This window comes from Xanthocytophaga agilis (assembly GCF_030068605.1).
Lineage (GTDB): Bacteria > Bacteroidota > Bacteroidia > Cytophagales > 172606-1 > Xanthocytophaga > Xanthocytophaga agilis.
In genome coordinates, this window is sequence record NZ_JASJOU010000001.1 from 1,489,659 (window position 1) to 1,507,281 (window position 17,623).

A 17,623-nucleotide genomic window follows, 5' to 3' on the forward strand; every position below is an offset into this window, starting at 1 on the left:
ATAATATATAAGAGTATAGTATCAGTTATTATTTAGCGGAATTCAAGTAGGTAAGTAGATTTCCCTTAGATCGCTCCAGATTTAATCGTGCTCTATATAAATCCAATAATGTAGTGATGTATGTATTCTGTGCCTGACGTAATGAAGTCTCTGCATTTACTACATCTGTAGAAGTACCTACTCCCTCTCTAAACTCCAGTTGTGTTACTTGATATACTTCCTGAGCCAATTCAACATTTTTTTGCTCTGACTCAATACGTTGTACTGTATTACGATATTGAGTTAATGCATTGGCAACCTCCAGATTAATATTTTGCCTGGTCAGAGTAATATTTTCTTCTATCTGCCGCGCTTTTATTCTGGATTGTTGTACTTGAGCACTTCGTTGTAAACCGTCGAATATTGGAATACGTAATCTTAGGCCAATAGAAGCAGTTGTATAGTCTACCCACCCGTTCCCAGCTGTTTTAAACAAACCCAAATTTGGTCCTTGGCCAGTATAACCATAATTGGCAAATGCTGTCAAAGTAGGAAAATAACCAGTAGATATATTTCGCCGATCTAATTCCTGTAAGGCCAGGTTGGTTTGTAATATTCTATAGTCAATCCGATTTTCAATATAGTTCTCAGGAGCATCGGAAGATAATGCATCAGATTCATTGAATGTCAAAGTTGTATCACTCAAGGTAATTTGTTGATTTAGTGGCATTCCCATCTGGAACTTTAGACTATTTAGAGACTGTAACAAAGTCAATTCTGCTTGTCGGATCTGTGATTCCAGATTGCTTGCATTTACTCGTAGACGGTTCACATCTACCTGCTTAGCGACACCATTTTTAAATTGAAGTTCAGTACTACTTAAGGTAGCCTGTGTGTTAGTCAAATTAGAATGGAGCAACTGTAATTGTTTCTGAGCAACAATTACCTGATAATAAGCATCAGCAACAGAATAAGCTACTTGCTCGCTTGCCTGCTGAGTATTCTGTAAATACAATTCACCAGAATATTTAGCAGCCTTAAGCCCTACCCAAAAAGAAGGATCAAAGATCATCTGAGTAACTTCTCCGGTAAGTGTAGTATTAAACTGATAACCTAATGGAATACCTTTACCATCTGCATTATTACCATTATTGCTTCCACTTCCTGTTCCTGTTGTATCTCCCCCGAGAAGGCTACCAGCTCCAGGAATTACCAGTAAAGGAACTTTTAACCGATCTTCAAAAGTCCCATTGATATTAGCCTGCGGTAATCCACGACCTCTGATCTGGCGTACCTGTTGTTGTGCGATTTCTTCGTCATAACGAGAAATCTTTAGTTTACTATTTTTTTGGGCTGCATACTCAATACAATCCTTTATGGAAAAAGAAGCACTAGAGTCTGCTATTTGTGCCCATATTGGCTGACTGGTTATTAACCCAATCAGGATTAGTAACCGACATCCGGCAGCGTGAAAGAAACGCTTTTTAAAAGTGGAATTCATAGAAGTATTAAAAGTTGAATAGCAAAAAAATTATTGTATACTTTTGATAAAGCGACGAGTAGCTCTTTCCAGATAAAGCTCAGGCTCCCAGGCATCTGGTTCTTTTTCAATGCGGTGTCTCATAATGAGGGCCATCGTAATAAAACCATGCACGATGCACATCCATTGGAAAAACAATTCTTTGTATTCCTTATCCTCAAGCCCTGGAGTAATGGCCTTCATAGCATTTTTGATTAACTCACCAATACTGAGTACTTCCTGAGGGCGTTCTTCTGCAACAGAAGGAATCGATTCAATGCTAAACATAAGCTTATACAATTCCGGGTTCTGCTCAGCAAAATGCCAGTGTATGATAGCATACCGACATAGTTGCTTATGAGTATCTTCTATTACCTCTGCTTCAAGCATGTTGCGTAAGATGGTGAACCCATCCATGGCTACTTCAAAGAAAACAGCCTCTTTGTTTTCAAAAAACTCATATACTATCGGTGGTGTGTACTCTACCTCATCGGCAATCTTGCGAATAGTGACAGCCTGCCAGCCTTCCTTTAAAGCAATATTGCGTGCTGCCTGAAGAATGCCTGTGCGTAAGGCTTCTTTGTGTCTGGTCTTTCTATCTATACTGCTCATATTTTTTACATGCTATAAAAAAATCTAACAAAGGTAGATTTTTTTATAAAGGATAAGTATCATTCTTTCAAAAAAGTTCAAATGTGTAAGTTTGCGTTAAAAAATGTTTGTTTTTGATTGCTTAAGAGGAGGCTTATATAGGAAGACGGGCATAGTATTGTTTTACTTTATCAGAGACTCCATTTTCTTTTCGGAATAGAAATTAGAAATTTGAGTTTTACTTCTGTTGAAAATCGTCTACAACCATTCTTTATATGTCGCTTCCTTTCCCAGATATTGCACCTATTACACGCTATTTACGTGCAAAAGCCAGCTCACATCTGCTGGTAGCAGCTGTTCACCATTTACCTGTTTTCGAGATACTTTCTCATGGACCTTTATCTATTACCGAACTACAGGAGCAATTAGCCATAAAAAATCGCCCGGCAATGGTCTTATTTCCCGCACTCTGTGCTATGGGAATGATTTGTTACACAGAGGATAAAAAACTAAGCCTTACGGAGTTGGGACGTTATCTCACCAAATCCAATCTACACAATCTGATAGGGTATGCTGGCTTGGAAAAAGATGATCCGGGTGTATTGACTATGGTTCAGCATCTACTAAATGATGGGCCTGTGGATACAAATCAGGGCGTTTCCTATGTAAAAGATGACGAAGCACCTTCTCCTATGGACGATCCGGAAGCAGCCCGTATGTTTACACTTGCTCTGGCAGGAAGAGCCCGTTACCTCTCTCCTATTGTTGCCAGTCATCTGCCCAATCAACAAGGACATCTGTTGGATGTAGCAGGTGGTACAGGATATTACACCTATGAATGGCTGCGTGTAAATCCACAATCAACAGCTACGGTGGTAGACCGTCCGGCAGTATTGAAGGTAGCAGCAGAGTTGCTGGAAGAATTTTGTAACAGTGATAAGGAAAATGCAGCTGATATCCAATCCAGAGTACTGTTTTTCCCGGCTGACATGTTAACAGATCCTCTGCCACAAACAGATTTTCTGTTGGCAGCCAGCCTGTTTCATGACTGGCCTGAGGATATTTGTCAGTCTCTCGCCCAAAAATTCGCCAATGCACTTCGTCCCAATGGTGAAATCTGGATACATGATGCCTTTCTGGATGATACACTGGATGGGCCACTGGCAGTGACAGACTATTCGGCTATGCTGTTTCTAGGTACCAAAGGCAGAGCCTATAGCCGTAAAGAATATCGTCAATGGTTTTCTGCTTCAGGTCTTGTTAACGTACAGGAAGATATTCCTACCTTAATGGACTATGGCCTTATCCATGCCCGTAAACCTCTGTAGGCAAGTTGTATAAAACCAATAAAAAAACTTACAAACAGCACTTCATCCCTTTTGTTACCCTCACTAGTTGTCGGGTATATAAAAGGGATGAAAAAGGCGATTCAACTCTTTCTGTTAGTACTCGTTTTTGCAGGGCTTATATCCTGTGAAGTGGAGGAAGTTCCACCCAAACCTTTGGGGTCGTTTACGACCATTACATCCAATGGGTTTGTAACCTTTAATCTGGTAGGCGGTCCTGTGAACAAGGTGATCTCTACCTCCATGAGTGATTCCTATTATAATGTAAGCAACGGGAATTTATCCATTAATGGAATGGGGACCATTACCATTGCTGTCAGGAATCTATACCTATTGTCCTGTAACAGCTGTTCTGTAAAAAGTGCTGAATCGTTTACAGCAGATACACTCAATTTTTCCATTCATGCAGGTTCTCTGAAACTCAAAGATGTCATTGTAACCCGTTATCTCGGACTTAATGCTATTAATACCGGAACATATGAAATCTCTGGCAGAACTCCTTTTCTGAATCTTGGACTAACCAATATGGTTGCATTTAAAGGTTATAGCCTCATTACAGACAGCACTTACGTAAACTCTACAAATGTGTTAGATTGTGAAGTGTATACCAAACAGGTGATCAATGCGTTTGTGAATTCTATAGGGAATGTCAACTATAAAGGTCGTCCACCTATTGTACGGGCCTCGTATACTGGTACAGGAAGGCTGGTAGCAAAATAATTTTAAGAAAACCTGAGGCAACCAAAATAAATAATCGCCTATATATCAACATATTACATCACAAGCAAAAGTAGCTTTACCTATATCAGAAAAAATATTTTAGAAATCTTTTTCACTACGCAAATAGGCTGCGTAGCGTCAGAGATATCTTTGTAACATCAAATGCAGGTCAAGAATAAGTTACTTCTAAACTTCCTTTTAAGAAAAAACTCTTTCAATTACCGCATTTGTCTTTGAAGCAGTAGTTCAGTGGTAGAACGACGTATAACATTAAGATTATCACTATGGTCAATTTAGTCATACTTCAACTGGCAAGAATCTCTTCGGAGATTCTTTGGTTCGATCCCAAAATGACTGAAAATTACCATTCTGGTCAAAACATGTTTACTTCCAGCCTGTCACGCCGTAGGTCGTAGGTTCGATTCCTACCTGCTTCGCAAAATCAAGGTCAAGTCAGGCTTACTTCTCTTTTTTTTGGTAAAAAACAGCTTTACAATTACCTAATTTTAACTAAAGTATACAATATGAAGGCAGTAGCTCAGCGGTAGAGCACTAGATTGAAAAGTATTGAAATTACCCGATGGGTCAATCAAGACTTACTTCTCAATGGGTTCTAGGGGTCGCTGGTTCGAATCCAGCCTGCCTTCCAAATTAAGGTCAAGGAGTACTTACTTCTATTTTCTCAAAAAAAAATAGTTCTCCGATTATCTGATTTAACGATTAACTACAACTATGAATCCATTTATTACAGTAAGCCTTCGTCAAAAGGCCATTTTTATTCCGAATGTAGAAAATGCTACAATCAACAAAACGCTTAGAGGAACTACCTCAGTGCTGGTAGCCAATTTAGGTAAATTAGGATATGGTGTATCTGAACCTTTATTGCATGCACTTAATCAGACAACACCTGCTTTCCAGGCAAATCTACTGGAGAAGTTTCGGGAAGTAATGGGCGTCAACAAGAACTGGACTCCATTGGTAAAAGGATGGGATACACCAACAGGTGAGACTGTAACAGATCATATCATTACATTCTTTGTCAATGTCTTTGAAGGACGTGGTACTACACTGCCTTGTGGACACATTATTCCAGCTAATACATTTCCATTGGAACGCTACAATGGTTGCCCATTCTGCGGAACGCCGTTTGAGTTTGGAAAAGTTGAATTGTATGGTCAGGGAAGTAAGCTAAAAATGCTGGAGCTATGGACTGAGAAAGAGCTAAAAAACTTTTTCAAAGATTTACTTACATCCAAAACAGCATTAGATGCCACACAGATTGATAGTCTGAAAATCTTATTGAAAGAACTGCCATTGCCGGAAGTGTCTATCGGAATGAAAGAAACACTGATGACAGTGATAGATATATGTATTGAGCAAAACCAACCCGAAAAAGCACAGGCATTGTTTACTTCTCCTACGGATATCCTGCGTTATCTGTGGTATAAGCATACAGGTTTCTTACAGATTATAGAGCCAAAGACCATTATCCAGCGCCATAAAAACAATAACAGGCATACTGTGTCCTTGCTGGGAAATAGTGCAAAAGCGAAACTGGCTGCTAAAGATGCATTAAAGCTGAAATACAGTCGTAAGACTAGTAGTATGGTAGCGCATTGGTTGAACAATCTGCCAATGGACGCAGAAAAGATGTGTGAGATGATGCACCCAAAACGTGGAATGTGGGTACGGTTTATCCGGGCGTTACGTCTGGCTGAATACAGCAAACGTGCAGGCTTTGAGAAGCTGAAAGAGATGATGGATTTGTTTTACAATCAGGTGTATGAAGTATGGCAGGGACGTGTCAATCAGTTCCGTCTGCGTATGGATCAGGATAATACCTTAAAACTGTTGAAACAACGTCCGGGTCTTTTTGCACGATCGCTGTTTGCCAATATGTTATGGTTTGGAAGCGAACCTGTTGTCGAGGCTTTTGCGGAAGTCATTGACAAAGTACCTGCTCGTCTGGTATTTACCTTGAATATGTATGCAGAAAATTATTTCACGAAAGGCTTTAACCGGGTAGTAAAACCACTGGGAGGTGTTAGCAAGAATATTCCGGCCAATGCACTTCTACCTTTATACAATGATGATCAGCTGGATGAGATGAAGTCAGCAGTAGCCGATCTTTGTCTGGTTGCCATGGAAAAACGTTTTGCAGCACAGGAAACAAAAAGCAAAACTATTTACATTGATCCGATCCTGTTTAAGATGCCTGTATCTATCGGTGACCGTAGTGACAATGTGCAGGATTTGCCTTCGGCTTTAATGGGAACTCGTTTTCCAATTGAAGGAGACACCGTACGTTTATTTATGCAGTGGGGAACAGGTTTGCCTGCCCAACATATGGATATGGACTTGAGTTGTCATATTGCGTTTGCGTCTAGAATGGAATTCTGCTCTTACTCTTCTCTGGTAGCAACCGGCTGTAAGCACAGTGGAGATATCCGAAGCATTCCAAACCAGATTGGAACAGCCGAATACATTGAAATCAATGTAAATGAACTGCGTAAGGCACAGGCAAAATATGTAACGTTTACTTGCAATGCGTATAGCAATGGCTCTATCACCCCTAATCTGGTGATTGGCTGGATGAACACTCGCTTTCCAATGAAGATATCTGAACAAACCGGAGTAGCCTATGATCCATCCTGTGTACAGTATCAGGTTCGTGTAACCAATAGTCTGGCAAAGGGAATGGTATTCGGGGTACTGGATGTAGAAGCTAAAGAAGTTATCTGGCTGGAAATGCCATTTGGAGGACAGGTTGTACAAGGTCTGGATACACGAAATATAGAATCTATGCTCAAAAAGCTGGATAGCAAGTTAAGTGTAGGAAATCTATTGTCTATCAAGGCCAATGCACAAAAACTGCAGGTTTTAGAGACACCAGAAGCAGATGAGGTATATACCCAGCAATGGGCTATGAATGCTGCGGCAGTTACACAATTGTTAGTAGATTAATGGGCTAATCCCGAATTTGGGATCTTAGTCTTTATCCAACGCCTATGCTTTTGAAATGAGTATAGGTGTTGGGTTATTTTTTAAGAAATCTATCTCCCTTCATTAGTTTATTGTCCCAATCATTTTTCTTCTTATAGCTTCTTCCTTTTTTGCTTTCCCAAAAAACGAAGCAAAAAAGGGCACCTTTTCCCGATCCTCCCGCCCACTGGTCAAAGGCCAACCTCGCGGGAAAAGGAAGGCCAAAGCACCTACACCACCTACCACGATTGAAGTCATGGTCTCTCTTTGTAGCATCTTTGTTTTTGTGAACTATGTATTTCAATCAAGTTCTTTGCCTCAAAATTTGGGATGAATTATGTTTAGTCATTATAAAACAGATGATCTTGTGAAACAACGAATGAAGCTAATGCCTGAATTTGAGTGTTATCCAATATGGATAGCAGATGCAGAAGGAATACATCACAATATATCTATTGATTCACTTCTTATAACTAGCGCGTTAAAGAAAAGACTGGAAGAATGGGATAGTCAATTTCAATTGACATTCAATAGTAATTATCCTCCTGATTCAGACTTTACCAGTGAGTCAGAAAGAGAAGCCTACCAAAAAGAAGGAGTCGAAATATACCAGCAACTGGTCAATGAGTTGGGAAACACTTTTGAGATACGCTATTATCCTTCCTATTAAAAAAGCTAAATAACTTTGTGCCTATCTAAAACTAAAAAACCTTCCTCAAAACAAGGAAGGTTTTTTCCATTACTAACTATTAACTTTCAACCTCCACCCAGTGATCGGTATAACTCTACCATGGCATCCAGTTGCTGGCGCTTGATAGAAGCCTGATCTAACCGAGCTTGTAAACCATTGCTTTGTGCTGTGATAACTTCCAGATAATTAGCAATCCCGCTTTTAAACAGAGCCTGAGCATTCTGAATAGCTCCTCTCTGTATTTCTACCCGATTGGATGCTATTTGCTGTTGTTCCTGTAACTTTTCAATCCGGACAAGTGCATTTGAAACCTCTCCTACTGCATTAAGCACAGTTTGTCGAAACCGAAGTTCTGACTCCTGACTTTGTATTCTAGCAACTTCCAGTTGGGTTTTCAATGCTCTACGTTGAAATACAGGCTGAGCTATTCCACCCGCTACGGTTCCGAATAATGACCCAGGTACAACAAACCATTCACTTGCCTGAAAGGCATTTACACCACCTGCAGCGGTAATATTTAGAGTTGGATAGCGATTGGCCTGTGCAGCTCCTACCCGCGCATTGGCTGCCACCAGCTCCATTTCACTGGCTCGTACATCCGGGCGTTTGCTGATTACCTGTGCAGGAATTCCTGTTTTTACGTCAGTCCATAATTGAAAATCATTCAGACGCGAATGTGCAACGGGTGTTCCAGGCAACTCACCTGCCAAAATATGTAAGGCATTTTCCTGAATCGTGATTTCCTGTTCCAGTTGAGACACCAGCAGTGCTGCTGCCTGCGCCTGAGACTGAGTTTGCTGTACAGCCAGTTCTGTCACTTCCCCGGCAGTCTTTTGCAATTGCATCATCTGTACGATGGTATCACTTAGCAGTTTATTCTGGCGGGCAACCTCCAGTTGTTGCTCCAGCATCAGCAGGTTAAAATAGTTCTGTGATACATTGGCGATCAAACGTGTTTTCACAGCCCGGCTGGCTTCTGCAGATTGTAAGTAGGTTGCTCGTACTGCTTCGTTCTGCCGACGAATTTTCCCCCAGATATCAAGCTCCCAGGATAATGTAAGCTGGGCTGTGTAATCTTCCAGATGGTTTCGACCTAAAAAGTTTTCCAGACTAAGTCCATTCAAACTGTTTTTGGATGGGGTAGTACTGGAAGCAGCCACCTGAGCATTGACTGCAGGTAAGAGTGCTACACGTGATTGTTTTACGTATGCCTCTGCGGTTTCTACTCGTTTGATAGCTAGTTGCATATCGTAATTCTGCGTCAGTGCTTTGTCTATCCATTGACGTAATACAGGATCAGGAAATAACTGATTCCAGCTGATATCAACTATACTGGAATCGGTAGCAGCTACCGTGTGAAACTGAGCAGGCAACGCTACAGAGGGCCGTTGATAATCTTTTCCGGCCTTGCAGCCTGCAACCCACAGGAGAAGCCACAGCCCAGCTACATACAGTAGGGACTGTGAAGTTCTTTTATATTTATTTTTCATAGATTTATTAATAGTTATGTACAGTTGCCATGCAAGCTGGCAAGTTGAGTAGTGGTCTATTCTTCAGATTTTGTAAGATCTGAAGAATAGACTGTTATAGATTACTAGGGAGCCACAGCTTCTACTTCTTCATGATGTTTGACTACAGATTTTGGACGTTTTATTTTTTCCTGTACATGCTGGCAAATCACAAACAGAACCGGAATAATAAACAACCCTAGTACTACACCTGTAAGCATCCCTCCTGCAGCACCGATACTGATGGATTTATTTCCCATCGCAGAGGAGCCTGTTGCCCGCATCAAAGGAACCAATCCGGCAATAAAGGCAAAGGATGTCATCAGAATAGGTCGTAATCGAAGCCTTGCCGCTTCCAGAGCTGATGCCAGCAAGCCCATGCCTGCCTGACGACGTTGTAAAGCATATTCGACAATCAGAATGGCATTTTTAGAAAGCAACCCTATCAACATAATCAATCCTACCTGTACATAAATATTGTTATCAATTCCAGCAGGATTGATGAACAGGAACACACCCAAAATTCCCGGAGGTATAGACAGAATGACAGAGAAAGGTAGAATATAACTCTCAAACTGAGCTGCCAGTAGGAAGTACACAAATACCAGACACAACAGGAAGATCACACCGGATTGTCCGCCAGAAGCAATTTCTTCCTTCGACATACCTGTCCATTCATAGGAATAGGTACGTGGTAAGTGTTTCTTGGCAACTTGCTCTACTGCTTTGATAGCATCACCAGAACTATAACCAGGAGCAGGCTGCCCATTGATCATTACAGAGTTGAACAGGTTGTTTCGGGTTACTGTCTGGGTTCCAAATACCCGTTTCAGAGAGACAAGTGTATTTACAGGTACCATCTCCCCTGTCTGGTTTTTCACATATATACCTGCCAGAGATGTTGGCGTTGCACGCTGATCTGCTTCTGCCTGTATAATAACCCGGTAGAACTTCCCAAACCGGTTAAAGTCTGACACAAAACTGCTACCGTAGTATACCTGCATAGTCTGTAATAAACTGCTGATGGAGACACCTAGTTGTTTGGCTTTTTTCTCATCTACTTCCAGCATCAGTTGCGGATTGGCGGTACTGAATGTAGTAAAAGCAAACGCTATCTCTTTGCGTTTCATCAACTCGCCAATAAAAGCATTGGCAGTTTGTCCCAATCCGTCCAGTGAACCACTGGCTCTGTCCTGCAACATCAACTCAAATCCCCCCATGTTGCTGAAGCCTGGTACTGTAGGCAAATTGAATAACAACACGTTGGCTTCCTTGATACTGGCCAACCTCTGATTTGCCAGTTGCATTACCTGATTGAGATCACGTACCTCTCCCCGCTCTTCGTTAGGCTTTAGTCTCACAAAACCTACTGCATAATTGGAGCTAATGGAGTTGGTTAGAATATTCATTCCGGTTACTCCTATGTATTCCCGAACCGCATCCATACTAGCCAGAATGCTATCTACTTTTTCCACCACATGCTGTGTACGTTGCAGGGAAGAACCCGCAGGCATGGTAATCGAATATACCATAAACGACTGGTCTTCATTAGGAATGAAACCGGTTGGCGTACTACGCACAATCCATACGGTAACACCGGTCACCAGTACGAGACCGGCAATTGCCAACCATTTCCGGCGAACCAGAAACCGAAGTGCACCTACATATTTATTGGTAATTGCTTCAAATCCTGAATTGAAGGAATGAAAGAACCGATCTGCAAAGTTTTGTTTGCCGTGAGAACTCTCTTCTGAATGGTCTTTCAGCAATAGTGCACACAACGCAGGACTCAGTGTCAAGGCGTTAATAGCAGAAATCAGAATGGCAATAGCCAATGTAAAAGCAAATTGCCGATAAAACACACCAGCAGGACCTTGCATAAAACCTACCGGAATAAATACTGCCGACATTACCAGTGTGATAGATATAATAGCACCTGAAATCTCCTGCATGGAACGAATCGTAGCAATCTGTGGAGACAGATGTGTTCCTTCCATTTTGGTATGCACCGCTTCCACTACCACAATGGCATCATCCACTACAATACCAATCGCCAGAATCAAGGCAAACAATGTCAGCAAATTGATACTGAAGCCGAATAACTGCATGAAGAAAAACGTACCAATAATAGCTACAGGTACTGCAACAGCAGGAATCAGGGTAGCTCTGAAATTTTGCAGGAAGATAAACACCACAATTACCACCAGTATAAATGCTTCTACCAGTGTATGTTTTACCTGCTCAATAGACTCATCCAGATACTCTTTAGTACTATAAATAATAGTATGATCTATACCTGCAGGAAGAGCTTCAGTAGCTTTTTTGAACAACGCATTGATCTGTGTCTGAATATCATTGGCATTGGAGCCTGCTGTCTGGTAAATGGCAATCCCGATGCCATGTTTGCCATTTACATGGGTATTGTTGTTGTATGTAAATGAACCCAGTTCTACACGAGCCACATCTTTCAGATGCAGAAACGAACCATCCGGATTCGCTTTCAGAATAATATCTTCAAACTGAGTTCCTTTGTTACGTTTGCCTTTGTATTTGATTACATATTCAAACGATTCCAGGCTATTCTCACCCAACCGACCAGGTGCAGCTTCCAGGTTCTGCTCCTGAATAGCAGCCATCACCTCCTGTGGAGATAACTGATACGCAGCCAAACGATCAGGCTTCAGCCAGATTCGCATAGCATAGTCCTTGGAGCCAAAAGTCATAGCTTGTCCAACACCCGGTACACGCTGAATTTCAGGAATGATATTGATACGTGCATAGTTTTGCAGAAACGTTTCATTGTAGCGTTCTTCATCGCTAAACAGGTTCAGTACCATAATCATACTGTTCTGTTGCTTCTGTGTACTGATCCCTGCCTGAATAACTTCCTGTGGCAATTGACTGGTTACTTTGTCTACCCGGTTCTGCACATTGACAGCTGCCTGATTCGGATCGGTTCCCAGTTTGAAATAGACACTCAGTGTCATAGTGCCATCATTGTTGGAGTTAGAGGTCATGTAGGTCATGTTTTCCACTCCATTGACAGCTTCTTCGATAGGAGTAGCTACCGAACGGGCCACCACTTCGGCGTTGGCACCCGGATAATTGGCCTGTACCTGTACGCTGGGTGGAGCAATGTCCGGAAACTGTGTCACCGGTAAAGACACCAGTGATATGACTCCCAGTAGCACCAGGAGGATGGAGACAACCGTAGCCAGTACGGGTCTTTCAATAAATTTCTGTAACATAAGATAAAGAGTTAGCTGGAGACCTAAAATATAGGTCCCTTATGAGGTTGAATTCCAGGATAAAATGGAGTATGCTTACAAAGGATTCGCTTGTAACAAACTATCCAAGGATACGCGTTGCGGTTTGATCAACGCACCATCACGTAACCGGTTATGTCCGGCAAAAACTATCTGCTCGCCTGCTTTTATCCCATTGCCCACCAGATAATAATTGCCACTCTGATCTGCAATCTGCACAGGCCGGCTAACTACCTTATTGCTATCTGTTACTGTAAATACCAGCACCTGGTCCTGTAATTCAAAGGTAGCCTCCTGAGGAATTACCATGGCGGTATTATACAGATTAGGTAGCCGGACTTTGCCTGTGTTTCCAGAACGTAACAAGCCTCCCGGATTAGGAAAACTGGCTCTGAAGCTGATAGAGCCCATCGTTTTGTTAAACTGACCTTCCAGCGTTTCTATCTTTCCAGGTTGAGGAAACAAGCTATTATCAGAGAGCACTAACTGAACCGGAGGAAGATGTTTAATCTTCTCCTGAATGGTATTGCCGGGAAACCTTTCCTTAAACTGTAAAAACTCAGCTTCACTCATGGAAAAATAGGCATACATCTCATTGACATCAGATAAAACTGTAAGAGACTGCGGTTCGCTGCGGCCTACCAGACTGCCGGTTTTGTAGGGAATTCTTCCTATATATCCGCTCACAGGAGCGGTAATGTGTGTGTATCCAAGATTAATCCGGGCACTGGACACCATAGCCTGCGCCTGAGCCTCATTGGCTTTGGCAGCTTCATAGGCAGCCTGGGCCGACTGAAGTTGTATCTCCGATACTACTTTATTTTGTACCAGAGGAGTCAGACGATCCACTTCCAGTTTTGCTTTGGTTACACTCGCTTTGGCTGCCAGCAGGCTAGCCTCTGCAGTGTGTAACTGCTCTCTGTAAGGAGCCTCGTTGATCTGGAATAAAGGTTGCCCTTTTGTCACAAAGGCGCCTTCATCAATATAAATCTTTTCCAGATAGCCATCTACCTGGGGTCGAATCTCGATATTTACTTTTCCTTCCAGGGTAGCAGGTATATCCCGATGGGTACTGGCAGACATCGACTTCACTTCCAACACCGGAATTTCTGGTGTTTCCATCTGGTTTCCAGCTTGTTCCGAATTACCGCCACAGGCATAAAGAAGGCCTAGCAACAGACTATGAAGAAATACATTAGTAATTGCAGAAACGAGTTTTGAATGGTTTAACGGTTGCATAGATTATACGGTTAATAGTTAAAAAATATATCTGGCTCTTATCTTTCAGTACATAGCATTCCCATCAGACTTTCTCTCTGAAAGTTTTTCTTATTGGAAATTCTGTCTATTAAATCTACTGGCAACTTCTGTTGACAAACAGGTTATGGAGTCAAAGGCATGGGAATATCAAGGCATGCATTATTCATACCAGCACCAATCTTCAACAGAGATAGGGATATACTTTCAGGTCAGTGGTGGCAACAACAGACTAACTGCGGACCTGTGCAAGTAAAAATACCGGAAGCCATAGGAGAATAGGTGTGTGTCTATGTCCTGTAATAGTTAAGAATCAATAGGACAAAGGTAAAAGGCTTCCGGTATAAAATGATTTACATAATTACGGAACCAACTGCACTTTTCGCGGATAGTTGAAATTCCAGTGGAGTTAATCCGGTATGTTTCTTAAAGAACCGATGAAAATAGGCATCATCTTCAAAATTCAGTTTCCAGCTGATTTCCTTCACAGCGCTATTACCCCAGAACAGTAACCGCTTGGCTTCCAGCACTCTTTTCTCATCAATAATCTGTTTGGCTGTTTTTCCAACCGCAGCCTTAATGGTATCATTGAGGTGACCGGGGGTCACATGCAACAACTCCGCATATTGAGAAACCTGTACTTTTTGAGCAAAGTGCTGGTTCACCAATAATCTGAATCGACTCACTAACTGTCCTTTTTCTATATTGGCCATGTATTGACTGACACAGGTTTTCTGCATTCGGGCACACGCAATCAGAAATGTATTCAACAGATTGCGAACAACAGAATCCTTGTAAGGTTGATTTGTTTCGGACTCACGAAGTAAGTACTCTGTCAAAGGCAGAATATCTCTTAACTGTCGCTGATCCAGCTCTATCACATTTGAGCGAAGCATACATTCCAGGTAGCCCACCATATCTTCTGTTTCATTGGTCAGAAAATAACTCATAAAGGCAATTGTAATCAGTTCTGTACCTGGCTCAATACTTTTCTTGTGGATCTGCTCAGGGCCGATCAGTACCAATGCAGGGGCATGTACAGTAAATTCTTTAAAATCAATAGAATAATTAGCACTGCCCGTCAGCAACAAATCTACCCCATATCCATCATTACGGTGAGGTTCATTTAGTAACGGACATTCATCATCTTCATAGGTCCACTTTTCCACTATAAAATAAGACCCATTGGAACATTCTTCCAGCCGGTATAAAGGGATATCAACCAAAGATCTTTCAAGCATAGGTTTGTAGAGGTTAAGTATAATAGGAGCTAGTTAAAAGTATTTATCAGGATGAGAAAGCCATTGGCATTTCGTTAGAAATGAAATAAAGGGTGATAGCGCTTCCTGTTTATCTTTCAGTATTACAATGGCATACTGTATCTGAAAGTTCCCATTCAGGAGAAATTGCTTTTCTATGTGTTTTTTTATTACTTAGCAACCGGTAATACTTCTACGAGCCATACTATACATCCATACGTATTATGTAGTCTTCAAAACTGATACGTATGTTGATTCCGCAAATACATCTTAGTTGTTTGTTTTCAGAATAAGATCCATTCTGAAGCTTAATAGTAAACTATTCAATCAGCAGATACTCTTTATTTTCATAAATCCATCTAATAAGCAGTTTGGTATCCACATATCCATTATTCGTCTAAATTTTAATTACATAAGCTGCTGACAGATAATAAATATAATAGATAACCCCGAGACAAAAGATAATCCAATTAATTGTTTGTAGTAGATGAGTGGTATATCCTGGTATAAATTATTTTTTGTGATGTTTATTGGGTGGTTGGCTATAAGCTCTCCTTTGAACGCTCAAAATACAATTGTAGATAGTCTGCAGACAAAACTTGCAGATTCAACTCTTACAGATTCTGTACGAATTGAATCCCTGAATTATTTATCCAGAGAATATGCCTACATATCTGCCAGTCAGGGGGCAGGGTTTGCGCAAAGTGCATTAGAACTCAGTCTTCGAACAGGCAATAAGCAAGGCGAGGCATATGCATACCGAAATCTGGCTTCTATGTATGCGGCTCAGGAGTCATTTTACTTTACACTGGAATTTGTCCAGAAAGCCATCCATCTATTTGAACAAATACATGATACAGTAGGTTTAGGCAATTGTTATATGACGCTGGGTGTATTGTATAAAAATAATCAGTCATATGCTAAAGCTATAAATTATCATAATAAAGCGTTGGATATTTTCCAACAAAAACAACTGGCAGAGAGAACCGCTATCTGTCTGTATAATCTGGGAGATGCAGAATTTTTCTCAGGAAAACTGCAGGATGCATCTATACATGCAGAAGAGTGTATTCGCATTTATCAGTCTTTATATTTTCAGCGGGGTCTGATGCTGGGCTATCGGTTAAAAGGATCTATTCATTTTCGGGAAAATCAATTTGCAGATGCAGCCAGAAGTTTTCATCGGGTGTTGCAACTCTACAAAACGCTTGGCAAAAATGCGATCAAAGAATCAGCAGCTGATGCAATGATCCAACTAAGTCGAATTGCTCATCAAAATGGACAGGCAGAACAGGAATGCAACTATCTCAAGGAAGCATTTTTATTGTCGAAAAATAACATTTACTCCCTTCATCTTCGGACTTCCTACCAATATCTGAGCAGTTATTATCTTCAAAAGAAAAATTTTCCGGCTGCTCAACAACTGCTTGATGAGTATACCAAAGCCAATGACGATCTCATTGTATGGCAAAATCGGGATAAAGCAGCAATGGTAGGGTCTGTACTGGATGCACTCAAACTATCCAATGATAATCAACAACTCGTTCGGCAGCATGCGCTAAAACAGGAAGTAATTGAGGATCAGAAACAATTGCTGACGCTTACTATTGTTATATCTACATTACTGTGTCTGGTTTGTATTGTGGTGTTATTTCTTTATCTGACCCGAAGAAAGTTGGTTACTGAGTTGTTAAAACAGAAAGATATTATCCATGAGAAGTCCCAGAAGCTGGAAGAAAATAATGCAGCTAAGGATAAATTCTTTAAGATCATTGCCCATGACATGGTATCTCCTCTCAATAGTATGAGTGGTTTGGTAAATCTCTTGGCCCAGGATATGGAGATGTTTTCACCCAAAGAACTTCAATCTATCATGGATGAGTTCAGCAAAAAACTGCATAACACACTTGGTCTAGCTAATAATCTGATTATCTGGGCACATTCTCAAATGCAGGCTAGCCCTCCAGAATTTTCAGTTACTTCTGTTGCTGAACTTGTAGAGAAAATCAAAGACACCTATGGAGATATTGCCCAACAGAAACAAATAACTCTTCGTACAGATATACCGTCCAATCTTACTATATATGTTGACTCCAACCAGATTGAATTTGTACTCCGAAATCTGGTCAATAATGCAATCAAATTTACTTCTCGTCAAGGATGTATTACTATATCTGCGGAAGAGAACCATCTTACAGTAATTCTATCAGTAGAAGATAACGGTCAGGGTATGACAGACGAAAAAATGGAGAATCTGTTCAAACTGGACAACGTCCGCCAGTCCCAGGGAACAGAAGGAGAGAAAGGCACAGGGATGGGGCTTGTGTTATGTCAGGAATTTATACGCAAGAACAATGGAAAGATAACTGTAAGAAGTCAGAAAGGTGCAGGAAGTACCTTCTCTATTCATCTACCACAAGCACCTTGTAGTGATGTAATACAATCAAGTCTTGTTTCAGAAGATGATCTGATCCAATAATCTACAAATAATATTCTATCAAATCA

General features: G+C 41.1%; 12 protein-coding genes and 1 tRNA gene. 6 read left to right on the top strand and 7 right to left on the bottom strand.

Translation table 11 applies throughout. The annotated features are described in order from the left end of the window. Positions 1–28: 28 nt before the first annotated feature. Both QNI22_RS06155 and QNI22_RS06160 read right to left on the bottom strand, forming a co-directional pair. On the bottom strand, positions 29–1,480 hold the full coding sequence (locus QNI22_RS06155; protein WP_314509745.1) for a TolC family protein: 1,452 nt from the start codon (positions 1,478–1,480) through the stop codon (positions 29–31). Positions 1,481–1,510: 30 nt separating this feature from the next. Next, entirely contained in the window at positions 1,511–2,110 is a 600-nt protein-coding gene (locus QNI22_RS06160; RefSeq protein WP_314002581.1) for a TetR/AcrR family transcriptional regulator, read from the bottom strand. A gap of 254 nt (positions 2,111–2,364) precedes the next feature. Here QNI22_RS06160 and QNI22_RS06165 point away from each other — a divergent pair, with 254 nt between their 5' ends. The 4 genes from QNI22_RS06165 (at position 2,365) to QNI22_RS06180 (ending at position 7,119) form a co-directional block, all read left to right on the top strand. Then, positions 2,365–3,417, top strand: a complete 1,053-nt coding sequence (locus tag QNI22_RS06165) for a methyltransferase (protein ID WP_314509746.1) — start codon at positions 2,365–2,367, stop codon at positions 3,415–3,417. A gap of 87 nt (positions 3,418–3,504) precedes the next feature. After that, positions 3,505–4,155, top strand: a complete 651-nt coding sequence (locus tag QNI22_RS06170; RefSeq protein ID WP_314509747.1) for a GIN domain-containing protein — start codon at positions 3,505–3,507, stop codon at positions 4,153–4,155. 527 nt (positions 4,156–4,682) lie between these two features. After that, positions 4,683–4,802, top strand: a tRNA-OTHER gene (locus QNI22_RS06175). A gap of 85 nt (positions 4,803–4,887) precedes the next feature. Beyond that, positions 4,888–7,119 carry a hypothetical protein gene (locus QNI22_RS06180; protein WP_314509748.1) on the top strand — a complete coding sequence of 744 codons (2,232 nt, stop codon included), beginning with the start codon at positions 4,888–4,890 and terminating at the stop codon, positions 7,117–7,119. A 102-nt stretch (positions 7,120–7,221) separates the two neighbouring features. Here the strand turns inward: QNI22_RS06180 and QNI22_RS06185 are convergent, their stop codons facing one another. Then, positions 7,222–7,395, bottom strand: coding sequence for a hypothetical protein (locus tag QNI22_RS06185; RefSeq protein WP_314509749.1), 174 nt, complete (start codon positions 7,393–7,395; stop codon positions 7,222–7,224). A gap of 79 nt (positions 7,396–7,474) precedes the next feature. Here QNI22_RS06185 and QNI22_RS06190 point away from each other — a divergent pair, with 79 nt between their 5' ends. Further along, the gene (locus QNI22_RS06190; RefSeq protein WP_314509750.1) at positions 7,475–7,807 is read left to right on the top strand and encodes a hypothetical protein; all 333 of its coding nucleotides are present in this window, start codon (positions 7,475–7,477) and stop codon (positions 7,805–7,807) included. A gap of 86 nt (positions 7,808–7,893) precedes the next feature. Here the strand turns inward: QNI22_RS06190 and QNI22_RS06195 are convergent, their stop codons facing one another. The 4 genes from QNI22_RS06195 to QNI22_RS06210 form a co-directional block, all read right to left on the bottom strand. Next, positions 7,894–9,318, bottom strand: coding sequence for an efflux transporter outer membrane subunit (locus QNI22_RS06195; RefSeq protein WP_314509751.1), 1,425 nt, complete (start codon positions 9,316–9,318; stop codon positions 7,894–7,896). A 104-nt stretch (positions 9,319–9,422) separates the two neighbouring features. Further along, on the bottom strand, positions 9,423–12,584 hold the full coding sequence (locus QNI22_RS06200; protein WP_314035020.1) for an efflux RND transporter permease subunit: 3,162 nt from the start codon (positions 12,582–12,584) through the stop codon (positions 9,423–9,425). Positions 12,585–12,659: 75 nt separating this feature from the next. Further along, a complete protein-coding gene (locus tag QNI22_RS06205) occupies positions 12,660–13,841 on the bottom strand; it encodes an efflux RND transporter periplasmic adaptor subunit (protein WP_314509752.1) in 1,182 nt (393 codons plus the stop codon). 371 nt (positions 13,842–14,212) lie between these two features. Further along, entirely contained in the window at positions 14,213–15,100 is an 888-nt protein-coding gene (locus tag QNI22_RS06210; RefSeq protein ID WP_314509753.1) for a helix-turn-helix domain-containing protein, read from the bottom strand. Between the two features lie 574 nt (positions 15,101–15,674). On the opposite strand from QNI22_RS06210, the gene QNI22_RS06215 reads away from it, so the two are divergent. Continuing rightward, positions 15,675–17,597 carry a tetratricopeptide repeat-containing sensor histidine kinase gene (locus tag QNI22_RS06215; protein ID WP_314509754.1) on the top strand — a complete coding sequence of 641 codons (1,923 nt, stop codon included), beginning with the start codon at positions 15,675–15,677 and terminating at the stop codon, positions 17,595–17,597. The last annotated feature ends 26 nt before the right edge of the window (positions 17,598–17,623 follow it).

Coding starts and splice junctions, on each gene's coding strand:
- QNI22_RS06185 (WP_314509749.1), bottom strand. CDS start 7,395: ATGACTTCAATCGTGGTAGGTGGTGTAGGTGCTTTGGCCTTCCTTTTC.
- QNI22_RS06195 (WP_314509751.1), bottom strand. CDS start 9,318: ATGAAAAATAAATATAAAAGAACTTCACAGTCCCTACTGTATGTAGCT.
- QNI22_RS06165 (WP_314509746.1), top strand. CDS start 2,365: ATGTCGCTTCCTTTCCCAGATATTGCACCTATTACACGCTATTTACGT.
- QNI22_RS06190 (WP_314509750.1), top strand. CDS start 7,475: ATGTTTAGTCATTATAAAACAGATGATCTTGTGAAACAACGAATGAAG.
- QNI22_RS06210 (WP_314509753.1), bottom strand. CDS start 15,100: ATGCTTGAAAGATCTTTGGTTGATATCCCTTTATACCGGCTGGAAGAA.
- QNI22_RS06160 (WP_314002581.1), bottom strand. CDS start 2,110: ATGAGCAGTATAGATAGAAAGACCAGACACAAAGAAGCCTTACGCACA.
- QNI22_RS06180 (WP_314509748.1), top strand. CDS start 4,888: ATGAATCCATTTATTACAGTAAGCCTTCGTCAAAAGGCCATTTTTATT.
- QNI22_RS06200 (WP_314035020.1), bottom strand. CDS start 12,584: ATGTTACAGAAATTTATTGAAAGACCCGTACTGGCTACGGTTGTCTCC.
- QNI22_RS06155 (WP_314509745.1), bottom strand. CDS start 1,480: ATGAATTCCACTTTTAAAAAGCGTTTCTTTCACGCTGCCGGATGTCGG.
- QNI22_RS06170 (WP_314509747.1), top strand. CDS start 3,505: ATGAAAAAGGCGATTCAACTCTTTCTGTTAGTACTCGTTTTTGCAGGG.
- QNI22_RS06205 (WP_314509752.1), bottom strand. CDS start 13,841: ATGCAACCGTTAAACCATTCAAAACTCGTTTCTGCAATTACTAATGTA.